Origin of the sequence: Variovorax paradoxus, from assembly GCF_024734665.1 — a bacterium.
In the GTDB taxonomy this organism is placed as follows: domain Bacteria; phylum Pseudomonadota; class Gammaproteobacteria; order Burkholderiales; family Burkholderiaceae_C; genus Variovorax.
Genome location: NZ_CP102931.1, coordinates 4,965,747 through 4,987,976, shown reverse-complemented (window position 1 = coordinate 4,987,976; position 22,230 = coordinate 4,965,747). Strand labels below are relative to the sequence as shown.

At 67.6% G+C, this 22,230-nt stretch carries 21 protein-coding genes; 11 read left to right on the top strand and 10 right to left on the bottom strand.

The genetic code is table 11. From position 1 onward, the window contains the following. The first annotated feature begins 50 nt into the window (after window positions 1-50). The 4 genes from NWF24_RS23640 (at window position 51) to NWF24_RS23625 (ending at window position 5,303) form a co-directional block, all read left to right on the top strand. Window positions 51-1,202, top strand: coding sequence for a DUF2827 domain-containing protein (locus tag NWF24_RS23640; protein ID WP_258350670.1), 1,152 nt, complete (start codon window positions 51-53; stop codon window positions 1,200-1,202). Then, complete coding sequence (locus tag NWF24_RS23635) at window positions 1,199-2,326, top strand: DUF2827 domain-containing protein (protein ID WP_258350669.1); 1,128 nt, start codon at window positions 1,199-1,201, stop codon at window positions 2,324-2,326. The genes NWF24_RS23640 and NWF24_RS23635 overlap by 4 nt, the downstream gene beginning before the upstream one ends. Before the next feature lie 8 nt (window positions 2,327-2,334). Next, a complete protein-coding gene (locus NWF24_RS23630) occupies window positions 2,335-2,928 on the top strand; it encodes a hypothetical protein (protein ID WP_258350668.1) in 594 nt (197 codons plus the stop codon). A 110-nt stretch (window positions 2,929-3,038) separates the two neighbouring features. Beyond that, window positions 3,039-5,303, top strand: coding sequence for an acyl-CoA dehydrogenase (locus tag NWF24_RS23625; protein ID WP_258350667.1), 2,265 nt, complete (start codon window positions 3,039-3,041; stop codon window positions 5,301-5,303). Here NWF24_RS23625 and NWF24_RS23620 read toward each other — a convergent pair. Continuing rightward, a complete protein-coding gene (locus NWF24_RS23620; protein ID WP_258350666.1) occupies window positions 5,203-6,054 on the bottom strand; it encodes a helix-turn-helix domain-containing protein in 852 nt (283 codons plus the stop codon). The genes NWF24_RS23625 and NWF24_RS23620 overlap by 101 nt on opposite strands. 138 nt (window positions 6,055-6,192) lie before the next feature. Here NWF24_RS23620 and NWF24_RS23615 point away from each other — a divergent pair, with 138 nt between their 5' ends. Beyond that, a complete protein-coding gene (locus NWF24_RS23615; protein WP_258350665.1) occupies window positions 6,193-6,606 on the top strand; it encodes a hypothetical protein in 414 nt (137 codons plus the stop codon). Window positions 6,607-6,765: 159 nt separating this feature from the next. Further along, complete coding sequence (locus tag NWF24_RS23610; RefSeq protein WP_258350664.1) at window positions 6,766-9,630, top strand: aconitate hydratase; 2,865 nt, start codon at window positions 6,766-6,768, stop codon at window positions 9,628-9,630. A 27-nt stretch (window positions 9,631-9,657) separates the two neighbouring features. Here NWF24_RS23610 and NWF24_RS23605 read toward each other — a convergent pair whose 3' ends face one another. After that, window positions 9,658-10,056 carry a C13 family peptidase gene (locus NWF24_RS23605; protein ID WP_258350663.1) on the bottom strand — a complete coding sequence of 133 codons (399 nt, stop codon included), beginning with the start codon at window positions 10,054-10,056 and terminating at the stop codon, window positions 9,658-9,660. A gap of 9 nt (window positions 10,057-10,065) precedes the next feature. Then, the gene (locus NWF24_RS23600) at window positions 10,066-11,136 is read right to left on the bottom strand and encodes a hypothetical protein (protein WP_258350662.1); all 1,071 of its coding nucleotides are present in this window, start codon (window positions 11,134-11,136) and stop codon (window positions 10,066-10,068) included. Window positions 11,137-11,205: 69 nt separating this feature from the next. Here NWF24_RS23600 and NWF24_RS23595 point away from each other — a divergent pair, with 69 nt between their 5' ends. The 5 genes from NWF24_RS23595 (at window position 11,206) to NWF24_RS23575 (ending at window position 15,540) form a co-directional block, all read left to right on the top strand. After that, complete coding sequence (locus NWF24_RS23595) at window positions 11,206-11,700, top strand: metallophosphoesterase family protein (protein WP_258350661.1); 495 nt, start codon at window positions 11,206-11,208, stop codon at window positions 11,698-11,700. A 143-nt stretch (window positions 11,701-11,843) separates the two neighbouring features. Further along, window positions 11,844-12,146 carry a FeoA family protein gene (locus tag NWF24_RS23590; RefSeq protein WP_093075538.1) on the top strand — a complete coding sequence of 101 codons (303 nt, stop codon included), beginning with the start codon at window positions 11,844-11,846 and terminating at the stop codon, window positions 12,144-12,146. Next, the gene (gene feoB / locus NWF24_RS23585) at window positions 12,139-14,034 is read left to right on the top strand and encodes a ferrous iron transporter B (protein WP_258350660.1); all 1,896 of its coding nucleotides are present in this window, start codon (window positions 12,139-12,141) and stop codon (window positions 14,032-14,034) included. Before NWF24_RS23590 ends, feoB begins: the two co-directional genes overlap by 8 nt. Before the next feature lie 28 nt (window positions 14,035-14,062). Continuing rightward, window positions 14,063-14,350, top strand: coding sequence for a DUF6587 family protein (locus tag NWF24_RS23580; protein ID WP_258350659.1), 288 nt, complete (start codon window positions 14,063-14,065; stop codon window positions 14,348-14,350). Window positions 14,351-14,355: 5 nt separating this feature from the next. Further along, the gene (locus tag NWF24_RS23575) at window positions 14,356-15,540 is read left to right on the top strand and encodes an FAD-dependent monooxygenase (RefSeq protein WP_258350658.1); all 1,185 of its coding nucleotides are present in this window, start codon (window positions 14,356-14,358) and stop codon (window positions 15,538-15,540) included. 22 nt (window positions 15,541-15,562) lie between these two features. Here NWF24_RS23575 and NWF24_RS23570 read toward each other — a convergent pair whose 3' ends face one another. The 7 genes from NWF24_RS23570 to NWF24_RS23540 form a co-directional block, all read right to left on the bottom strand. Next, window positions 15,563-16,813 (bottom strand): SMI1/KNR4 family protein, encoded by a 1,251-nt coding sequence (locus tag NWF24_RS23570; RefSeq protein ID WP_258350657.1) that lies wholly within the window; start codon window positions 16,811-16,813, stop codon window positions 15,563-15,565. An 82-nt stretch (window positions 16,814-16,895) separates the two neighbouring features. Continuing rightward, window positions 16,896-18,281, bottom strand: a complete 1,386-nt coding sequence (locus NWF24_RS23565; RefSeq protein WP_258350656.1) for a reverse transcriptase family protein — start codon at window positions 18,279-18,281, stop codon at window positions 16,896-16,898. A 233-nt stretch (window positions 18,282-18,514) separates the two neighbouring features. Next, a complete protein-coding gene (gene kynA, locus NWF24_RS23560) occupies window positions 18,515-19,363 on the bottom strand; it encodes a tryptophan 2,3-dioxygenase (RefSeq protein ID WP_258350655.1) in 849 nt (282 codons plus the stop codon). A 16-nt stretch (window positions 19,364-19,379) separates the two neighbouring features. Next, window positions 19,380-19,865 carry a hypothetical protein gene (locus NWF24_RS23555; RefSeq protein ID WP_093049603.1) on the bottom strand — a complete coding sequence of 162 codons (486 nt, stop codon included), beginning with the start codon at window positions 19,863-19,865 and terminating at the stop codon, window positions 19,380-19,382. Window positions 19,866-19,878: 13 nt separating this feature from the next. Next, window positions 19,879-21,165 carry a kynureninase gene (gene kynU, locus NWF24_RS23550; RefSeq protein WP_258350654.1) on the bottom strand — a complete coding sequence of 429 codons (1,287 nt, stop codon included), beginning with the start codon at window positions 21,163-21,165 and terminating at the stop codon, window positions 19,879-19,881. A gap of 10 nt (window positions 21,166-21,175) precedes the next feature. After that, window positions 21,176-21,826 carry an arylformamidase gene (gene kynB, locus NWF24_RS23545; RefSeq protein ID WP_258350653.1) on the bottom strand — a complete coding sequence of 217 codons (651 nt, stop codon included), beginning with the start codon at window positions 21,824-21,826 and terminating at the stop codon, window positions 21,176-21,178. Between the two features lie 75 nt (window positions 21,827-21,901). After that, window positions 21,902-22,216: a YkgJ family cysteine cluster protein gene (locus NWF24_RS23540; RefSeq protein ID WP_258350652.1), complete on the bottom strand. Its 315-nt coding sequence runs from the start codon at window positions 22,214-22,216 to the stop codon at window positions 21,902-21,904. Between the last annotated feature and the right edge of the window lie 14 nt (window positions 22,217-22,230).

Below are 22,230 nucleotides of genomic sequence, written 5' to 3'. Positions count from 1 at the left end.
CGCGCTGTGATGGTGCGGGAGCCTTTTCTTTTGGTACACACTTCGCCCCCATGCGCATTGGTATTTCAGTCCTCACCCACGCAGGGCAGAACATCTGGGAGAACGGGATGGGGCAGAACGTCCTGTTCCTCGCCCGGCTGCTGCAACGCATCGGGTTCGTCGAATCCGTCACCCTGATCGACGCCGGCGACCAGCCGAACATGCCCCCTCAGGTCGACTTGGCCGCCATGGGCTTGATCTTCGGGCGGGCGCGCGAGTTGACCGATGCGCTGGACGTGGTCATCGAGATGGCCGGCGCGCTCGACGTGCAATGGCTCTCCTACTTTCGCGCATGCGGCGGCCGCGTGGTGTTCCATTGCGTGGGCCAGCCTTTCGCGGCGCTGGCCGAGCCGATCGTGTTCACCGACAAGGGCCACTTCAGCAAGCCCGACCGCTGCGACGAGGTGTGGCTGCTGCCCAAGGACGAAGTGTTCACGCCCATGATGCGCACCATGCACCGCTGCCCGGTGTTCGAGGTGCCGTACCTCTGGTCGCCGCAGTTCCTGGCCCAGCGCGTCGCGGAGGTCGAGGCTGCGGGCCATCGTTTCGGCTACACGCCGCGCACGGTGGAGCAGCCGGGCTTTCGGGTGGCGATCTTCGAGCCCAACATCTCGGTGGTGAAGTCCAGCAGCGTGCCGATGCTGATCTGCGACGGGGCCTACCGCGCCGACCCCGCGGCAGTGACCTCGATGCAGGTGCTCAACACCCTGCACATCAAGGATCACCCGACCATGCTGTACTTGGCGAACTCGCTCGACATCGTGCGCCAGCACAAGGCGATCTTCCACGGCCGGCACGACTTCGCGGGCTTCATGGTGCAGTTCGCCGACGCGGTGGTTTCGCATCAGTGGCAGAACGACCAGAACTACAGCTACCTCGATGCGCTCTACGGCAACTACCCGCTGGTGCACAACTCGCCCTGGCTGCGCGATGCGGGCTACTACTACCCTGACTTCGACGTGGCAGCTGGCGCGGCGCAACTGCAGCAGGCCGTGCGCAATCACGACCGGCAGTTGGGCGACTACCGTGCCCGCTCGCAACGCGTTTTCGATGCGGTCGATCCGCTCAACCCCGCGAACGTCGACGGCTATGCGCAGCGCCTGCTGCACCTGGTGGGCGGCAATGCCGCATTCCGTGCCGACGGCGTGAGGGCCGCCGCATGATGCCGGCCAAGCTGAAGGTCGGCGTTTCCATCTTCATCCGCAAGGGCGAGCAGAGCCTGTGGGAGAACGGCGTTTACCAGAACTGCCTGTTCCTCGTGATGCTGCTGCTGCGCTCGCCGCGCGTGGAAAGCGCCGTGCTGGTTGCCGGCGGTGGCGACGGCGGCCCGGCTGACGCCACCAACTTCCTCGCCGATTCGCCGGTGCCCATCATCGACATGCCCACGGCAGCTCAGGAGCTCGACCTCATGATCGAGATGAGCGCCCAACTGGCCATGCCGTGGTCCGTGGCGTTTCGCGAGCGTGGCGGCAAGGTCGTCTCGATGCGCGTGGGCAACGACTACGTGATCGACATCGAGCGCATGATTTTCAACAAGCCGCACGGCCTGCTGATTTCGGGCGCGCCCTACGACGAGGTCTGGACGATTCCCGAGTATGAGGTGTCGTGCAAGCCTTACTTCGAGAGCACCTTCCGCGCGCCGGTGCGGCTCATGCCGCATCTCTGGAGCCCGATGGTTCTCGAACGCGCCATGACCCGCGCGCCGGCGGACAGCCCGGCCTTTGCCTACAAGCCCGGCCGCAAGCGGTGGCGCGTGGCCATCTTCGAGCCCAACATCTGCATGGTGAAGACCAGCTTCATCCCCATGCTCGGCTGCGAGGCGGCGCACCGCGCGCAGCCGCGGCTGATCGAGAAGATGTGGGTCTACAACAGCTTTCACCTGAAGGACAAGCCGCTGTTCATCGGCTTCGCACAGAGCCTGGACATCGTGCAGCACGGGCTGGCCACCTTCGAGGGGCGCTTTCCGGTGTACCAGGTGATGCCCGGCAAGATCGACGCCGTGTTCGCTCACCACTGGGAGAACGCGCAGAACTACCTCTACTACGAGGCGCTGTACGGCGGCTACCCGCTCGTCCACAACTCGCACCTCATCGGCGACTGCGGCTACCGCTACCACGGCTTCGACTGCGAGGAGGGTGGCCGCGCACTGCAGCGCGCCTTTGCCGAGCACGACGCCAACCTGCCGGCCTACCGCGAGCGCGCGCGCCGCTTCATCGCCACGCTCGACCCCGAGGGCGAGGACAACGTGCGCGCCTACACCGCCGCCATCGAAAACCTTTACGCATGAGGACCGGGATGAAGCCGACCCAACGAATCTCCCGCCTGCTGATTACCGCCGCTGCATGGGCCGCCACCGGCACCGCGCTTGCCCAGGGCGTGCTGGTGCCCCAGGCCCCGCCCGCGGCGCCGCAGGACACGCTCACGCGCGCCGCCACCAGCGTGGGCATCAAGCGCTGCCTGCCGGCCATCACGCGGCTTTCCACGCTCGCCGTGCAGGGTGCCCGCAGCCACGACGTGCTGCTCGACTGGGACCGCAAGCGCCCCGACGGCGGGCCGATGTTCTCGCTGATCGGCATGGAGTTTCCCAACGCCGGCGTGGCCGCGTCGATCACCGCCATTCCGGATGAGAGCGGCGCCTGCACCGTGTCGGCCGAGCGCATCTCGGTCGCGCCCTTCACCTGCGCAAGCGTCGGCCAGCAGGAGCTGGCGAGCTACAAGATGACGCGGCTGCTGCCCAACTACGCGGTCTATACCGACGAGAAGGAGCCGACTTCGTCGGTCTCGCTGATCGATTCGCCACCGGGCTGCCTGGTCATCCGGCGCTATGTCGAATATGGCTGGCGGGATCCGGCTGCTGCTGCTGCGGCCCAGCCTCCGAAGAAGCGGTAGGCGCGTCCGTCTCCGACAGGCCGGGGAGCCCTTGACCGGCCCTCGGGGCCAGTCACAAGCCTCAAGAATGGTGCCAATCCGCGCGCATTCGTCGCGGAAGGAGACGCACCATGCCTCTGGCGACACTGATCGGCCGATGGGCCATGCAGCCATTCTCGAAGGCGCTGCCACCCCTGGGCGACACCGAGCGCGCCGCGCTCGAGGCGGGCACCGTCGGCTTCGAGGGCCAGCTCTTCGCAGGCCGCCCGGACTTCGATGCACTGGCGGCCATGGGCCCTAACCAACTCACCGAACGCGAGCAGGCCTTTCTCCACAACGAAGTGCGCGAGCTGTGCCACATGCTCGACGACCACGCCATCGACCAGGCGCACGACCTGCCGCCCGAGGTGTGGCGCTACCTGCGCGAGAAGCGCTTCTTCGGAATGATCATTCCCGAGGAATTCGGTGGCCTCGGCTTCGGTCACCATGCACACGCCACGGTGGTGGCGCGCATCGCCACCGTCAACGTGGCCACAGCCGTCACGGTGATGGTGCCCAACTCGCTCGGCCCGGCCGAACTGCTGCTGCGCTATGGCACCGATGCGCAGAAAGGCCACTACCTGCCGCGCCTTGCAGACGGCCGCGAGCTACCGTGCTTCGGCCTGACATCGCCGTATGCGGGCTCGGACGCGGCATCGATTCCCGACCGTGGTGTGGTGGTCGAGCGCGAGTTCAACGGCAAGCCGACGCGCGGCTTCCTTGTCGATTTCGACAAGCGCTACATCACGCTCGCGCCGGTCGCCACCGTGGTCGGGCTGGCCTTCCACGCCATCGACGAAAGCAGGCCTGAAGCCGAGCGCGAACTCGGCATTACCTGCGCGCTGATTCCCGTGCCGCACGAGGGCATGGAGATCGGCCGTCGCCATCGCCCGATGGACAGCGCCTTCATGAACGGTCCGATCCACGGCCGGCAGGTGTTCGTGCCGATGGACTGGATCATCGGCGGCGAGAGGCAGGTCGGGCAGGGCTGGCGCATGCTGATGGAATGCCTGGCCGCGGGCCGCGCAATCTCGCTGCCCGCGCTGGGCTCGGCGATGCAGCAGACCGCGCTCTACGTGAGCAATGGCTACGGCCAGATTCGCGAGCAGTTCGGCATGCCGGTCGGCAAGTTCCATGCGGTCGCGGGGCTGGTGGCGCAGATGTCGGCCGAGTTGTATGCGACCGATGCGGCGCGGCGCTTCACGGCCGCCGCGCTCGACAAGGGCGAGCGGCCCAGCGTGGCGAGTGCCATCCTCAAGGTGCAGCTGACCGAAGCCGGGCGCCGCGCGGTCAACCACGGCATGGACATCCTCGGCGGCAAGGGCATCATCTCCGGCCCCTCGAACCTGCTCGGCGTGTCCTACCGGCAGGCGCCGATCGCGATCACGGTGGAGGGCGCGAACATCCTCACGCGTGCGCTCATCGTGTTCGGGCAGGGCGCGGTGCGATGCCATCCGCATGTGCTCGACGAAATGGCGGCCGTGCAGGCGAAGGACGAGGCCGCGCTCGGCAAGGCGCTGATGGCGCACGGCAGGCACGTGGCGTTGAACCTGTGGCACAGCCTCTTCGGCGCACCGGTGCTCGGCACGCCGCCCGATGACCTGATGCACGAAGCACGGCTCCTCACGCGCATGAGCGCCAAGTACGCGCTCACGGCCGATCTCGCGATGGGCATGCTCGGCGGCAAGCTCAAGCGCATGGAGCTGCTGTCGGCGCGCCTGGGCGATGTGCTCGCGCACCTGTACCTGGCCAGTTCGTGCATCTGGCGCTACCGCGTCGATGCGGCGCCCGAGCTGTTGCCCTTCGCGCGGGCTGCGATCCGCCTGCAGATCGACGAGGCCGGCAGGATCCTGCGCGATCTCTACGCGAACCTGCCGACGGCGGGCCGGCGCGTGATCGGTGCGCTGGTGCTGCGCCGCACCGCGCACCTGGCACCGCTGCGCGACGTGCAACTGCTCGAACTGGCCGACCTGCTGCGCAAGAACCCGCGCATCGTCGAACGCCTGGCGCCCGACCTGAGCGAGCCCGCCGCGGGCGGCCTGCGCGACCTGATGTATGCGATGGAATTGGGCGCACAGCTAGGCGACGCCACGGCCGCGCTCAACAAGGCGCTGCGCCGCACGAACTCGCTCGAAGAGGCGGCCCGCTCGGCGCCCGACCCCGAACTGGCGCTCGCTTATCTGAAGGCGGCCGACAAGGTCATCCAGGTGGACGACTTCGAAGGCCCGCCGCGCGATGCAGACGGCAGGGCCGACCTCAGCCCGCCTGTTGCTGCTGCGCAGCCAGTGCCATCAGCGCCGCAGCCGTCTGCTCATCTGCCGGAAAGAACGACTCCACCGCGAGTTCCTGCAATGTGACGTCGACCGGCGTGCCGAAGATCGTGATGGTGCTGATGAAGCTCAGCACGCCGCTGGGCATGACCACCTGAAAGGGCACGGCCACCGCCGACAGCGCGGTGTCGATGATGGGTGCGTCATGGCTCACCGCGGGCGGGGGATAGACCGCGAGTTCGTCGTGCAGCTCTTGCAGCACCACGTCGCCGGTGGCGGCGATCTGCTGTTGCAGTCGTTCGAGCAGATGAGTGCGCCACTGCGCGAGATTGGCGATGCGCGGCGCCACGCCGTCGGGGTGCAGGCTCAGGCGCAGCACGTTGATGGGCGGCTTCAGCAGCTCGGGCGAGGCGCCTTCCATCAGCAGCGGCACCAGCGCGTTGTGCGCCACCAGGTTCCAGTGGCGGTCCACGGCCAGCGCGGGGAAGGGCTCGTGGCCCTTCAGCACCAGGTCGATGGCGCGGCGCGCGGAGGCCATTGCCGGGTCGTCGAGCGAGCGCTGGCGGTACATCGGAGCAAAGCCGGCGGCCACCAGCAGCGCGTTGCGCTCGCGCAGCGGCACCTCGAGCCGATCGGCCAGGCGCAGCACCATCTCTCGGCTGGGCGCGGCGCGGCCGGTTTCCACGTAGCTCAGGTGGCGGGTCGAGACCTCGGCCTCCTGCGCCAGGTCGAGCTGGCTCAGGCGGCGGTGGGTGCGCCAGTGCCGCAGGTGGGCGCCGAACGGATCGCGCGCGCCGGGCTGGCTGGCCTTGGTCGGGTGGGAGTGGGTGGTGTTCATGAGCCGCATTCTGGCGTGGCGGCGGCGCGGCGCCATGACCTCCCAGGTCATCGACGCCATACCCGCCCGCCGGAATCATTGGCTCCAACGCGGCAGGACTGGCTTGCAGCGTAACCACCCAGACTCAAGGAGATTCACATGTCCGTCTTCGCATCCCCCCGCTTCCTGCCCGCCGTGATGTGGGCCGACGCCGCCTCCTGCGCCGCGACCGGTGCGCTGCAGGTGGCTTTCACCGGCGCGCTGGCCGACTTGACCGGACTGCCGGCGCCGCTGCTCATGGGCACCGGTGTGTTTCTTTTGGCTTACGCCGCCCTCGCGGCCTTCATGGCCAGCCGCAGCACGCCGCCGCGCATGCTGATCGGCTTGGTCGTCGCCGGCAACTTCGGCTGGGCCGTGGCCTGCATCGCGCTGCTGGTGAGCGGCATGTTTGCGGTCACTGCGCTGGGCATGGCATGGGTGCTGGCGCAGGTGGCGTGCGTGGTTGTGTTGGCCGAGCTGCAATGGACTGGCTTGCGCCGCACCCGTGGCGGCTCGAACATGGCCCTTGCCTGAAGGTGGTTGCGAGGAATGCCGGCGACGCCTTTGCACCCGGCATTTTTCGCCATGAGGAACGTGGCATTGCACAGGCGTGGCGGCGAAGGCCGACTACAACAGTTGACATTCATCCCCGCTATCCTTGAGGAGCTTCCACGAACAAACAGGAGTCCCTCCATGGCCAAAGCCCCGGCGCATGCCTTTGCGTCCACCCTCAAGACCTTCAAGACCCCGTCTGGCAAGTCCGGCAAATACTGGTCCCTGAAGGAGCTGGCCAAGCAATACCCCACCATCGACCGCCTGCCCGTCTCCATCCGCATCGTGCTCGAATCGGTGCTGCGCAATTGCGATGGGCAGAAAGTCTCGGCCAAGCACGTCGAAGAGCTGGCCCACTGGGCGCCGAACGCCGAGCGCGTAGACGAAATTCCCTTCGTCGTTACCCGCGTGGTGCTGCAGGACTTCACCGGGGTGCCGCTGCTGGCCGACCTGGCCGCCATGCGCAGCGTGGCCGCCAAGCTGGGCAAGTCGCCCAAGACCATCGAGCCGCTGGTGCCCGTCGACCTGGTGGTCGACCACTCGGTGATGGTCGACTACTACGGCACGGCCAAGGCGCTCGACCTGAACATGAAGCTGGAATTCCAGCGCAACAACGAGCGCTACCAGTTCATGAAATGGGGCATGCAGGCCTTCGACACCTTCCGTGTCGTGCCGCCGGGCTTCGGTATCGTGCACCAGGTCAACCTCGAATACTTTGCGCGCGGCGTCTACAAGAGCCCGAGCGACAAGGGTGACAAACCAACGTACTACCCCGACTCCCTGGTCGGCACCGACAGCCACACCACCATGATCAATGGCATCGGCGTGGTCGGCTGGGGCGTTGGCGGCATCGAGGCCGAGGCGGCCATGCTGGGCCAGCCGGTCTACATGCTCACGCCCGACGTGGTGGGCTTTGAGCTCACCGGCAAGCTGCGCGAAGGCGTCACGGCAACCGACCTGGTGCTGTACGTCACCGCCATCCTGCGGGCCGAGAAGGTGGTCGGCAAGTTCGTCGAGTTCTTCGGCCCCGGCGCCGCGTCCATCGCCGTGCCCGACCGCGCGACCATCGGCAACATGGCGCCCGAATACGGCGCGACCATGGGCTTCTTCCCGGTCGACGACATGACCGTGGCGTATTTCGAAGGCACCGGCCGCACCAAGGAAGAAGTCGAGCGCTTCGCCGCCTACTACAAGGCGCAGGGTCTCTACGGCATGCCCAACCCGGGCGACATCGACTACACGAAGATCGTCAAGCTCGACCTGGGCACCGTCTCGCCCAGCCTGGCCGGCCCGAAGCGCCCGCAGGACCGCATCGACCTTGGCCACCTCTCCACCAAGTTCTCTGAGCTCTACAGCAAGCCCAACGACGCCAACGGCTTCAACCAGCCGGCTGACAAGCTCAAGCTGCGCTATCCGCTGGTCGCGGCCGGCAAGGCCGGTGACGAAGAAGCCGCCCCGCCGCCAGCAGGCGCGCCGCTCGACGTGGTCGAGATGGTGGCGAACCGCTCGACCAACGCCGCCGCGCACGTGAGCGCCACGGCGCCCTCGGCACCCAAGGGCGAAGTCACCATCGGCAACGGCGACGTGCTGATTGCTGCCATCACCTCGTGCACCAACACCTCGAACCCGAGCGTGATGCTGGCTGCCGGCCTGCTGGCCAAGAAGGCAGTGGAGGCGGGCCTCACGGTCAAGCCGCACATCAAGACCTCGCTGGCTCCCGGCTCGCGCATCGTGACCGAATACCTCGAGAAGGCCGGCCTGCTGCCGTACCTCGAAAAGCTCGGCTTCTACCTCGCGGGCTACGGCTGCACCACCTGCATCGGCAATGCCGGCGACCTCACGCCCGAGATCAACGAAGCGATCACCAAGAACGACCTGATCGGCGCGGCCGTGCTGTCGGGCAACCGCAACTTCGAGGCGCGCATCCACCCGAACCTGAAGGCCAACTTCCTGGCCTCGCCGCCGCTGGTGGTTGCCTTTGCCATTGCCGGCAACGTGATGACCGACCTGATGACCGAGCCCGTGGGCAAGGGCAAGAAGGGCAAGGACGTGTACCTCGGCGACATCTGGCCCACGCCGAAGGAAATCGACGACAACCTGCGCTACGCGATGAACGCCAAGTCGTTCCGCGAGAACTACGAAAAGGTCAAGACCGACCCGGGCAAGTTCTGGAGCAGCATCAAGGGCACCAACGGTCAGGTGTACGACTGGCCGAAGTCGACCTACATCGCCGAGCCGCCGTTCTTCGAGGGGTTCAAGATGAAGCCGCATGCGTCGGACGCGGGCTTCAAGGGCGCGCGCGTGATGGCGCTGTTCGGCGACTCGATCACCACCGACCACATCTCGCCTGCAGGCTCCATCAAGGAAAGCTCGCCCGCGGGCATCTGGCTCAAGGCGCACGGCGTGCCCAAGGCCGACTTCAACAGCTATGGCTCGCGCCGCGGCAACCACGACGTGATGATGCGCGGCACCTTTGCCAACGTGCGCATCAAGAACCTGATGATTCCGCCGGATGCCAACGGCACGCAGGAAGAGGGCGGCGTCACGCTGTTCCAGCCGGGCAACCAGAAGATGTTCATCTACGACGCCGCCATGAAGTACATGGAGCAGGGCGTGCCCACGGTGGTGTTCGGCGGCGAAGAGTACGGCACCGGCTCCTCGCGCGACTGGGCCGCCAAGGGCACGCAGTTGCTGGGCATCAAGGCCGTGGTGGCGCGCAGCTTCGAGCGTATCCACCGCGCCAACCTGGTCGGCATGGGCGTGCTGCCGCTGCAGTTCCGCGGCGCCGATTCATGGCAGACGCTGGGCCTCACGGGCGACGAGCAGATCGACGTGGTGATCGGCAGCGAGCTGAAGCCGCAGATGGACGTGAAGCTGGTCGTGCACCGCCCCGACGGCACGCACCAGGAGGTGACGGTGCGCCTGCGCATCGACACGCCTATCGAGGTCGACTACTACAAGCACGGCGGCATCCTGCCCTTCGTGCTGCGACAGCTGCTGGAATAACTCCCGGGAGCACGCCCGTCGGTGCTGCTACTTCGAGGCGGCGTCCAGCCGCTGCGCAAGCTGGTCGAGCACCGGGCGGATCTTTTCGCCCACGCTGATCTGAGGGTTCGAGAAGCCGTCTTCCTTGCCGGCCTCGATCTCGCGCTGCTTGATCAGCGGCACGGCCGCCGCGAAGGCGGTTTCGAAGGAGCGGGTCTTGCGCAGTTCCTCGTTGAACATCGCGCGGCCGAAGAAGGTCAATTCAGACAGCCGGCCGCATCCGTACGAGGTGTGGGTGGCGTCGGCGGCGGTCATCACCAGCGTGTTTTCGTTGGCCAGCGGTTCGATCCAACCCCCTGAATAGCAAGCCGACACTGCCACCACCCGGTGGCGAATGCCGGCTTCATCGAGAGCCTTGCGCAGTTCTTCCGGCGTGAGCCAGGGCACCGCCAGCGGCTAGTGCGCGGCGGCCAGCTGGTGGTCGCGCGCACCGTGCGAGGTGAGGTAGACGATCAGCACGTCGTTCTCGCGGTCCATGCGCTCGGCCAGCGCGGCGATGGCGCGCTGCAGGTTGAGCGGGGTGGCCCAGGGCAGCGTCTCGGCGGTGGTCGCGTGGTTCATCAGGTGGATCACGCGGCTCTTGGCGTCGAAGCGTTCTTCCAGCAGTTGGGTGACCATGTTGCTTTCGCGCAGGAACACGTCTTCAGACGCGTAGGGCGCAAACACCAGCCCGTAGACGTTGGTTTGCCCCGGCTTGCCGGCGGGCAGCGCCGCGACCGTGCGCTCCCACAGCGCCTGCTGCTCCTCGAAGAGTTCCTGCGTCAGCTGCATGCGCGGACGCTCTGGCTCGGTGGATGCGGTGCTCGCATCGGGCTGCCACATGCGGTCCTGCGTGTTGAGCGATTGCCAGAAGGTCAGCGTCAGCAAGGCCACGAACGCGGGCGCGAAGATCGCGAGCCGCCAGCGTGCGCCGGCTTCGCGCGCGGTGAACCGCACCAGCGCCAGCACCATCCACGCGCATCCCAGGCCGAAGACAACCCAGTAGCCAGGCGAGGTGGCGATTGCCGACGGCAACCAGCCGCGCGTGTAGCCCAGCGCCAGCACGCCGAGCGCCAGGTTGGCCGGGAACATCGCCCAGGTGGCCAGCACAAACCAGCGCGCCAGTCCGCCGCCGCGGGCCCGCCCGGACAGCGCGAACCAGCCCAGCCACGCGAGCACGCCCAGCACCCAGAGCGTGTTGAGGCCGACGGTTTCGTAGAGCCGTGCGGGGCCGGCGATTTCGAGGCGCGCCAAGCCGGTCCAAACGAGTTCGGGCAGCAGCACGAGCAGCAGCAACTGCCAGGGCGCGGGCCGTGCATCGACGCGCGGCTCCAGCAGGAGCGAGGCGCGCAGGCCGCCGGCCAGCCAGCGCAGCAGGCTCGCGCGCGGCGGGGTGTCCTGCGTGGGCGATGGCGAAGCGGGGGCTTCTTCGGTGTTCTCGGTGGGCTGTTGCGGTGCGATGATGTCTTCGGGCATGTCGTCGATCATGCCCTTGGGGGCCGTGCTTCTTGCCGGCTGTCGCCCCGGGTTTGCCTGAATAACTTTCTTCTTCTGCCCATGCTTCGCATCGGTCTGATCTCCGACACGCACGGGCTCCTGCGGCCCGAGGCCATCGCCTTCCTGAAGGGCAGCGACTTCATCGTGCACGGCGGCGACATCGGCAACGTCGGCATCCTCGAAGCGCTCGCGGCCATCGCGCCGCTGACGGTCGTGCGCGGCAATAACGACCGTGAGCCGTGGGCAGATGCCATCGCGGAAACCGAGCTTGCGAAGTTCGGCGGCGTGCACCTCTATGCCATTCACGATCTTGCGCAGCTCGACATCGACCCGCCCGCGGCCGGCGTGCGCGTGGTCGTCTCGGGTCATTCGCACAAGCCGAAAGTCGAAGAGCGCGATGGTGTGCTCTACGTCAATCCAGGCAGCGCGGGCCCGCGACGGTTCAAGCTGCCGATTTCCGTCGCCGAACTCGTTATCGACGGTGCTTCAGTGACTGCGCGCGTCGTCTCGATCGACCCGCAGGGTGGTCTTCCCTCTACCGGGGGAGGCACCTAAGATCCGGCCTTGAGCCGGTTTCTTGATGTTTCTGGGCCGATAGAGCCTGATTTCGAGGGGTTGGTCAGGTATTTGTGAGTGAGAATTGCTAGCATCTAGGTTTTGCTTACCGGCGCGCCCGATATCCCGGGCGTCCTCTCACCGTGCGAACCAACGATTTCGGCGCAGCGCCGACCACCGCCGTCGCCCTGCGCCTCGACCAGCTTCCGAACAATCAATGGGCCACCGTGCTTGACGTGGCGCGCCCCGACAACGCCGACGACCGGGAACTCGTCCTGCGCCTGACCGAAATCGGCTTCGTGCCGGGCGAGGCCGTGCGCATCGTCGCCAGCGGCATTCCGGGCCGCGAGCCGCTGGCGGTGCGCCTCGGCCACACCACCTTCGCGCTGCGCCGCCACGAGGCCGCGCTGATCCACGTCACGCCGGGAGCCACAAACCATGGTTGAAGCCGTCATCCAGGGCCCGGGCCGCCTCGCAGCCACCGCGCAGCCGGGCCGCATCGCCCTGCTGGGCAACCCCAACTGCGGCAAGACCGCGCTGTTCAACCTGCTCACCGGCAGCCGCCAGAAGGTGGCCAACTACGCCGGCGTGACCGTCGAGCGCAAGGAGGGCACGTTGCGTACGCCGTCAGGCCGCCGCGTGTTCGTGCTCGACCTGCCGGGCGCCTACAGCCTGAACGCGCTGAGCGCCGACGAGGCCGTCACCCGCGACATCGTCACCGGCCAGAGCAAGGAAGCCTTGCCCGACCTGCTGGTGTGCGTTACCGACGCCACCAACCTGCGCCTGAACCTGCGGCTTGTGATCGAAGCCAAGCGGCTTGGCCTGCCGATGGTGGTGGCGCTGAACATGACCGACATGGCGAAGAAGCAGGGCATCGTGGTCGACACGGCCGTGCTCTCGCGCGAGCTGGGCGTGCCGGTCATCGAGACCGTCGGCGTGCACACCGGCGGCGCGCAAGACCTGCTCGCAGCGCTCGACACGCCCGTGGCCGCCGCCGCACCGCAGCCCTGGCAGGCGCCGGGCCTGGACGACGTGCTGGCCACGCAGCGCGAGGTGCGCCGCATCCTCGGTCTCACGGTGAAGGAGCCGGTCGGTAGCCTGGCCACCAGCGACCGCATCGACCGCGTGGTGCTGCACCCCGTGTGGGGCATGCTGGTGCTCGCCGTCACCATGTTCCTGATGTTCCAGGCCGTGTTCAGCTGGGCCAATGTGCCGATGGACGCCATCAAGGCCGGCACCGAGGGGCTCGGCAACCTGCTCAAGACGGCCATGCCCGAGGGCATGCTGCAGAGCCTGCTGGTCGATGGCGTGATCGCAGGCGTGGGCGGCGTGATCGTCTTCCTGCCGCAGATCCTGATTCTTTTCTTGTTCATCCTCGCGCTCGAAGACTCGGGCTACCTGCCGCGCGCGGCCTTCCTGCTCGACCGCGTGATGGGCACCGTGGGCCTGTCCGGCCGCTCGTTCATTCCGCTGCTGTCGAGCTTTGCCTGCGCCATTCCGGGCGTGATGGCCACGCGCACCATCAGCAATTGGCGCGACCGCATCACGACCATCATGATCGCGCCGCTCATGACCTGTTCGGCGCGGCTGCCGGTGTATGCGCTGCTCATCGCGGCCTTCATTCCGGCGCGCACCGTGGGCGGCGTGTTCAACCTGCAGGGCGTGGTGCTGTTCGCGCTGTACGTGTTCGGCATCGTCTCGGCGATGGCCGTGGCCTGGGTGATGAAGCGCTTCCGCGACAACACGCAGCATTCGCCGCTGCTGATGGAGCTGCCCGCCTACCGCTGGCCCAACCCGCGCAACCTGGCGCTGGGCCTGTACGAGCGTGCGTGGATCTTCATCCAGCGCGTGGGCACGATCATCCTGACGCTGACGATCCTGCTGTGGTTCCTGTCGACCTTTCCGTCGCCGCCAGAAGGCGCGACCGGCCCGGCCATCCAGTACAGCCTGGCCGGCATGATCGGCCGAGGGCTGGAGCACATCTTCGCGCCCATCGGCTTCAACTGGCAGATCTCGATCGCGCTGGTGCCCGGCATGGCGGCGCGCGAAGTGGCCGTGGGTGCGCTCGGCACGGTGTACGCGCTGTCGGCCACGGGCGACGACGTGGCAGGCCAGCTGGAGCCGCTCATCGCCGGCAGCTGGTCGCTGGCTACCGCGCTGTCGCTGCTGGTCTGGTACGTGTTCGCGCCGCAGTGCATCTCGACGCTGGCCGCGGTGAAGCGCGAAACCGGTTCATGGAAGTACGTCTGGATCATGGCCGGCTACCTCTTCGCGCTGGCCTACGCCGCTTGTTTCATCACCTATCGCGTTGCGGTGGCACTCGGAGCGGGTTAAAACCTGTCATGAAAGGTTTGAAGAAGAAATGGCACAGCAACTGATCGTCGGATTGATCGTCGCGGCCGCCGCGTTCTACGCGGTCTGGCGCTGGATGCCCGCAGGCTGGCGGCGTGGCGCGGCGCAAAAGCTCGCGGCCGGCACGCATCGCGCGGGCTGGGTCGACGAAGAACGCGCCAGGGAACTGGCTGCATCGCTCGCCAAGACCTCGGGCTGCGGCTCGTGCGACAGCTGCGGCAGCTGCGCTCCCAAGACCCCCCTCAAACAACCGGAAGCCGACCAGGCCACCGCCAGCCCGTCCATGCACGGCCGCTGAGTCCGATGCCCGCGCACATCCTCGTCGCCGGGGGCGGCATCGGGGGGCTGGCCACTGCGCTGGCGCTTTCCAGGGGCCGGCACCGGGTCGACGTTTTCGAGCAGGCGGCCGTCTTCGGCGAAATCGGCGCCGGCGTGCAGCTCGGGCCCAATGCCACGCGGCGTCTTCAGCAACTCGATCTGGGCCCCGGGCTCGCGGCCATCGCGGCGCGGCCCGATGCGCTGGTGGTGCACAGCGCCGAAAGCGGCTCCGAACTCGCCCGAATGCCGCTGGCCGATGCCATGCAGCAGCGCTACGGCTCTCCCTACTTCTGCGTACATCGCGCCGACCTGCACGGTCTGCTGCTCGATGCCGTGCGCGCGCGCGGCACCGGCACGCTCGTGACTGGCGCGCAGATCAAGCAGGTGGAAACCAGCGACGACCTCGTCTGCCTGTCGAGCACCGACGCGCGCGCCTGGGAGGGCGAAGCCGTCGTCGGGGCCGACGGCCTCTGGAGCATGGTACGGCGGCAGCTCGATTGCGCGTCTGCCGCGCAGCCGCCGCGCGTTACCGGCCACACGGCCTGGCGCGCGCTGATCGAGCAATCGAGCCTGCCCGCCGCATTGCGCCGCAAGCAGGTCGATGTGTGGCTCGGCCCGCGCTTGCATGCGGTGGCGTACCCGGTGCGCGGCGGCGACTGGCTCAACGTGGTGGTGATCGCCGAATCGGCCCCGGCCGGCGAAGCGCGCGATTGGGACCAGTCCAGCAGCATCGCCGCCCTGAAGCAGGCCATGGGCCGCAGCTGCGCTGGACTGCAGTCGTTGCTCGATGCCATGCCCGGCTGGCGCGCATGGTCGCTCGGAGACCGGGCCCCCGTGACCAGCGCAGCCGAGATGGCGCATGAACGTGTCGCGCTGGTGGGCGATGCCGCGCATCCGATGGTGCCGTACCTCGCGCAGGGCGCGGGCATGGCCATCGAGGATGCAGTGGCGTTGGCCGATGCGCTTGGTGACAGCAGCGCGGCTGGTGTGCCGGCTGCCTTCGCACGCTATGCCGAGGCGCGCTGGGCGCGTAACGCGCAGGTGCAGGCGCGTGCGCGCCGCAACGGCGAGATCTTCCACGCCACGGGGGCAGTGCGCCTGGGCCGCGACATGGCGATGCGCCTGCTGGGCGCAAAGCTGCTCGATCAGCCCTGGCTATACGGCGGCTGAGCGAACGGCGCGCCGGCGCCTTTCAGAGCCGGAATGTCTGCAGGTGCTCGATGCGTTCCGCGAGCCCCTCTTGCCCGAGGTAGTGCCCGTGCGTGCCGTCCTGCATCTGCGCGAGCGTGGTCTCCAGTTCGAGCAGCATCGCATCGCGCTCCGCAACGAACGCTGGTGCCACATCGATGCCCGCCTGCGCGCAGGCATCCGCAATCAGGTGCGCGCTCGCGGGTGCACCACACGCCGCGCACTTGACGATGGCCGTCACGTTGGGCTCCGCGCCGTTGGCCAGCAGGGCGCTCGTGAGTTCGGGAGCGATCTGCCCGTCGATGTTGCGCAGAGCGTCGGCCGCCACCGGCGCGCCTGCGCGCACCAGCGCTGCTGCGGCGGCGAAGGCGCCGTGTCCCACCGCGACATCGGTCGCGAGCGCGCTGCCCTGATGAGGCCCGTTGAAGCCCACGCCCGAGGCGGCGAGTTCGGCGACCAGCCCGGCGTCGTCGGCCGCGATCGCATGGCGCAGGGCCACGCGCGCGATCGCTGGATGGTGGCGCAGCGTGCCTTCGGCCAGCGGCGTGCGCCAGTCGACCACGGCGTGGCAATAGAAGGTCACCAGCTTGTCCATCAGGTCGAGGTCGAGCCCGTGGTCCTGGTGGCGGTCGTCGAGGTAGCCGAGCAGCGTCTGCCCCGAGAAGTAGTCGCTCGTGGGCGCCAGCGGGTCTTCGTCGAGCTGCAGCGCCGCGAATGCGCCGCGCAAGTCGGGCGCGATGGTGTTCACGCTGTCTTCATGCAGCGCGTGCGTCCAGGCTGGCGGCAGGCCCTTCTTCCACGCGACGATCTGCCCGTGCCCGGCACCGGGTTCGACCACTGCGTAGATGCGGTCGGTGTACTCGAAGCCGCCGAAGGGCAGGTGCGTGAGCTTGCCGCTCGATGGCTTGCCGCCGTCCTCGGCGGCTTCCTTGGCCAGTTCCAGTTCGTGCTCGATCCAGCCCTGCAGGCCGTGGTAGCCGTCGCTGCCGTTCCAGAACAGCTCGTTCCAGCTGATGGCTTCGAGGTTGCCGTTCATTTCGAGCGACAGGTCGTAGTCGAGCCGACCGCCTGCCGTCTGCTGCCACAGCGCGAGCAGCGCTTCGGGAATGGGGCCCGCGCACAGGGCCTGCACAGCATCGATCTGCTGCGGCGGCATTGGCGGCTGCGCGTCGAAGATCACGCGGTCGGCGAACAGCACGACGCCATGTTCGCGCAGGGTGGAGAGCTCGTCGGGTGTGAACCGGATGTCGTGCATGGCGTAGGCCTCCGTTGTTTTCAAAACTGTAGCGCTTTGCGCCGACGGAACAATCAGGTCCACCCCAGCTTCATGAGGGCGTTTATGAGGAAGTTCGGGTAGTGCCCGTCCAGTCGATGCGGTCGAAAAGCCTCATCAGCCGTGCCTTGCGCGTCGGGCTGAACTGGCCGATCCACGCGATGTGGCCCAGCAGGTGGCCGCGAAAGTCGACCACCTTCGCGCGGTTCTGGCCGGCGGGGCCGTCGAGCGCGCAGCGATGCAGCACGGCCTTGAGCCGGTCGAAGTCTTCGCGAGGCGCATTGGCCTTGTCGTTGACGACCACGCCGGTCACGTGCTGCTGGCGGTGTTGAGGCATGCAGCGCACCTTGCGCGGGTGCAGCTCGAAGCCCTCGTCGGCCGCGATGCCATCAACCCAGGCGCGCAAGGCGGTGAACCGCGCGCGCAGCGAGGTCGGCCCGGAGAACACCAGGTCGTCGGCATAGCGCGTATAGGTGGCGCCGAAGACCCACGCCAGGCCTTCGAGCCGCAGGTCGAGCCTGAAGGCGCAGAGGTTGGCCAGCGCGGGCGAGCAGGGCGAGCCCTGGGGCAGGTGCGGCGTGGCCAGGCGCTTGGCGCCCATCCAGTCGAGCCCGCCGTCGTCGCGCAGGCGCTCGATCACGTCGGCGTCGGTGCGGTGCGTGCACAGCGCGGTGAGGGCGCGCGCCACGCCTTCGGGGTAGCCCAGCGTGCGCCACGTGGCATGCACGCGCGAGGCGCGAACGGCGGGGAAGAAGTCGCGCAGGTCGAAGCCGATCACGACCTCCTTGCCGGCATGCGCGGCTGCGTGGCTCTCGACTGAGCGGCCCGGCACGAAGCCGTGCGCTGCTTCGTGCACGGGCACGTGCCGCAGCAGGTCGTCGAGGATGCGGCGCTGCGCGCGCTTCAGGTCGGCCTTGGGAATCTCGAGCAGGCGCAGGCCGCCGAGGCGCTTGGGCTGCAGCTGGTAGCGGTAATGCGATGCGGGCTGCACGCTGGGATCGGCGGGGGCGCGAAACGCCTGTGCCGGCGATGTGAGCCACGCCAGCCGATCCGGGTCGAGTTCCAGCCACTGCGCGAGATCGGCGAGCGTCGGGATGTTCGGCAGTGCGAAATGGTCGAGGCCCATCGGGCGCGGGAACATCTCCGCGGGCCGAAGGATGATTCGCCGCACGCGTGGCTCCTCGTCCTGCTCGAAGGCCGCATCGAACTCGGGCATTTCATGGATCGCCTTCGCCAGCGCGGGCAGATCGGTGCGCCGCCACGTGGCTTGTGACCGGTTGCCGAGCGCTTCCGCCAGCGGCTTCAGCCAGGGCGCGTCGACGCCCAGCGTTGCCGCGGCCCGCGCACGCAACGCACCGGGCGCGGTGCCGCCGGGCTGCCTTGCATCGGCAAGCAATGCGCGCGCTAGGCTTTGGGCGATCCATTCGCTGTAGCTCAGTTCACGCGTCATGAATGATGGTGCGAGGACGTTGAAGGTGGGTGGCAACCAGCCCTTCAACCAGCCGGTGATGCGTTAGCTGCGCTGCGCGGTAGCGCAGGTCCGCTTGCGCGCCGGAATGTGTAGCCATCCATCCACCACGGGGTTCCCCCGCAGTACAAGACCGGGCGACGAATCGCAAAGCCTTGTCGAGTCTTGAAGTGCCGGTGCCGCGCGGATTGTAGGAGCCCGCTTTTCGCGCGGAACTACAGATCGGTGCGCAGCTTCCAGATTTCCGGGAACAGCACCACGTCGAGCATCTTGCGCAGGTAGCTCACGCCGCCCGTGCCGCCGGTGCCGCGCTTGAAGCCGATCACGCGCTCGACCGTCGTCACATGGCGAAAGCGCCAGAGGCGGAACGCGTCTTCCAGGTCGGTGAGTTTTTCGCCGAGTTGGTACAGGTCCCAGTAGTCGTGCGGATTGCGGTAGACCGTGAGCCACGCCGCTTCGACGCCGTCGCTCGATTCATAGGGTTGCGTCCAGTCGCGCTCCAGCCGGTCGGCGGGCACCGGCAGGCCGTGGCGTGCCAGCAGGCGCAGCGACTCGTCGTACAGCGAAGGCGCGCGGTAGGCCACCTCGACTTGCGCAAGCAGATCGGCGCGGTGCGCGTGCGGCTTGAGCATGGCGGCATTCTTGTTGCCGAGCGCGAATTCGATGCAGCGGTACTGCGCGCTCTGGAAGCCGCTGGAGTTGGCAAGGTAGGGGCGCATCGCCGTGTACTCGGGCGGCGTCATGGTCGAGAGCACGGTCCATGCGCTCACCAGCTGCTCCATGATGCGGCTCACCCGCGCGAGCATCTTGAAGGCGTCGGCCAGCTTCTCTTCGGCGATGTGGGCGGTGGCGGCGCGCAGTTCGTGCAGCATCAGCTTCATCCAGAGTTCGCTGGTCTGGTGCTGCACGATGAACAGCATCTCGTCGTGTGCGGGCGAAAGCGGGTGCTGCGCGTTGAGGATCTCGTCGAGGTGCAGGTAGTCGCCGTAGCTCATGGACTTGCTGAAGTCCAGCTGCGCTTTTTCCTCGTGGACGATGTTCTCGGGGGACTTGTCGGTGCTCATGATGTTTGCTGGCGGGTCATCGCCAGACCACGGCGGTATAGGAAGGAAGGCCCATGCCGGACTCCTTCTTCGGATAGACGAAGCGCACGACCTCGTTCTTGCGCTTGTATTCCTGGTAGGTCTCGCCGCCGGGAATGCGGCCCTTCTCGCCCGGCTTGTAGCCGGTGTCGCGTGCCTCCTTCACGAGGCGCTCGAAGGCGGCCTTGTCGGTCAGCGAGAGCTGCACTCCGTCCTCGCTGCGGCGGCTTTCCACGTAGGTGGACTTCATCAGGTGCGTGGTCTGGCCGTCGACGAACTTCTCGTACTCGATCATGCTGACCTCGTCGGTCACGGTCTTGTCGGCATACGAGAAGCCCTGGCTCTTGATCTGCTGGCGAAAGGCGTCGGGCGTCAGTTCGGCGAAGGCCTTCAGTTGCGGCAGCGTGAACGCCGGTTGCTGTGCAAGGGCGGGTGCCGCCAGCATCAGCAAGGCGGTGTACAGAATGATCAGTCGGGATTTCATGGCTGGCTTCGTCTCAGGTTACGGCGTTCTTGCGGTTGAATTCTTCGCGCTTCCACTCGCCCGTCTCCAGCACCTGCGCCAGGTGCTCGACCGAGTTCCACACGTCTTCGAAGCTCAGGTACAACGGCGTGAAACCGAATCGCAGGATGTCGGGCATCTGCGAGTCGCCAGCGCGGTAGTCGCCGATCACGCCACGTGCGATCAGCGCCTGCACGATGGCGTAGGCACCTTCTTCGCGGCTCAGGCAGACCTGCGAGCCGCGCAGTGCGTGGTCGCGCGGGGTGACGAGCGAGAGGCCTTGTCCGGCGCAGCGCTCTTCGACCAGTGCGATGAACAGGTCGGTGAGCGCGAGCGACTTGGTGCGCAGCGCGGCCATCGCGCCGTTCGTGCCGTTGAAGGCTTCAGCCGCGAGCACGGTGTCGAGCCCGCATTCGAGCCCGGCCAGCGCGATGATCGGCTGCGTGCCGCAGAGGTAGCGGCCGACACCCGGGGCAGGTCGGTAGTGCGGCGTGAACTCGAAGGGCGCCGCATGGCCCCACCAGCCGGACAGCGGCTGCTCGAACTGGCCCGCATGCTTCGTGTTCACCCACGCGAACGCCGGCGCGCCGGGGCCGCCGTTCAGGTACTTGTAGCCGCAGCCGATGGCGTAGTCGGCCTCGCTGTCGTTGAGCGCGACCGGCACGGCGCCCGCACTGTGCGCGAGGTCCCACACGGTCAGCGCGCCCGCGGCATGCGCGGCGGCGGTGATGGCCTTCATGTCGTGCATGGCGCCGGTGCGGTAGTTGACGTGCGTGAGCATCAGCACGGCCACTTCGTCGGTGAGCACCGAATCCGGGCCTTGCAGCTCGCTCGCGTCGATCAGCTTCAGCGTGAAGCCGCGCTCGCGGCACAGCGATTCGGCGATGTAGAGGTCGGTCGGGAAATTGCTGCGCTCGCTGATCACCAGCTTGCGGCCGCTGTCCTTCTGCTGCGAGAGCGCGGCGAACAGCACCTTGTAGAGATTGACCGAGGTGCTGTCGGTGCACACCACTTCGCCGGGCGCGGCGCCGATCAGGCGGGCCACCTTGTCGCCCAGGCGTTGCGGCAGGTCGAACCAGCTCGCGGTGTTCCACGAACGGATCAGGCCTTCGCCCCATTCCTTCGTCACCACCTCGGCGATGCGCGCCGGTGCGGCTTTGGGCATCACGCCGAGCGAGTTGCCGTCGAGGTACAGCACGCCTTCGGGAATGGTGAATTGGTCGCGCAGGGCGCGCAGCGGGTCTTGCGCGTCGAGCGCGCGGCAGTCTGCAAGTGTTGTCATGGTGGAGGTTTCAGCGGGGGAGTTCGCGCAGCACGGCGCGAACGGGGGAGGCATCGGCGCTGACCAGCTTGAGCGGCAGCGCGATGAGTTCGTAGTCGCCCTCGGGCACGTCGTCGAGCACGAGGTTCTCGAGCACGCGCAGGTCGAGGCGGCGGATGCGTTGGTGGCTTTCCAGCGTCTTGCTGTCGGCCGGGTCGATGCTGGCGGTGTCGATGCCGATGAGCTTCACGCCCATGGCCGCGAGGCGTTCGACGGTGGCGGGGGCATAGGCCGCGAGCTTCGGGTCCCAGTGGCCGACCGGCATGGTGGTGTAGGTGCGCACCAGCACGCGCGGGGGCAGGGTACTGTCGACGGCATGGGCGATGTGATCCCACTCGATCAGCGGGCCCTTGTCGATCGCATGGATCACCCGGCACGGGCCGAGAAAGGGCGTGAGGTCGACGTTGCCGATGGTCTGGCCCTCGGGGTCGTAGTGCAGCGGCGCATCGGCATGCGCGCCGACGTGGGGCGAGAGCTTGATCTCGCTGACATTCACCGGGCAGTCCGGCGAAATGGTCGCTGCCCAGCGCTGCTGGTAGGGCGTGTCGCCGGGAAAGACCGGCGCGCCTTCATGCACGGGCGGCGAGATGTCCCAGATGCGTTGCTGATGTGATGGAGCCATGGCGCGAAGTTAGCGCCGGGCGAGGGGTCGTGGTGTCGGTTATTTCCAACACCGAACGTGACGAGTTGAACCGACTCAGTGCGACGACGACAGCGCGGGCAGCCCGTGCCGGGCCCGCGCCCGCTCGCAGGCGTCGCTGCCGGCCTGCAACTCGTGGCACGGATTGGGGCGCCATTCGTAGATGCCGCAGCCCACGGCCTGGCCGATCTTGCCGGTGAGCGCGGCGCAGCGCATGGGCGTGTGGTCGGTGCCACGCATGCGGCAGATGGCGTCGTTCACTTCGACGGCGAGGCCCGAAGGCACCTTGCCGCCGTTGTCGTCGAGCTCATGTACGCTGAAGTCGACACGGTAGCTGGCGCAGCAGGCGCCGCATTGCTGGCAATCGGACATGCGGCTGCGCCTTG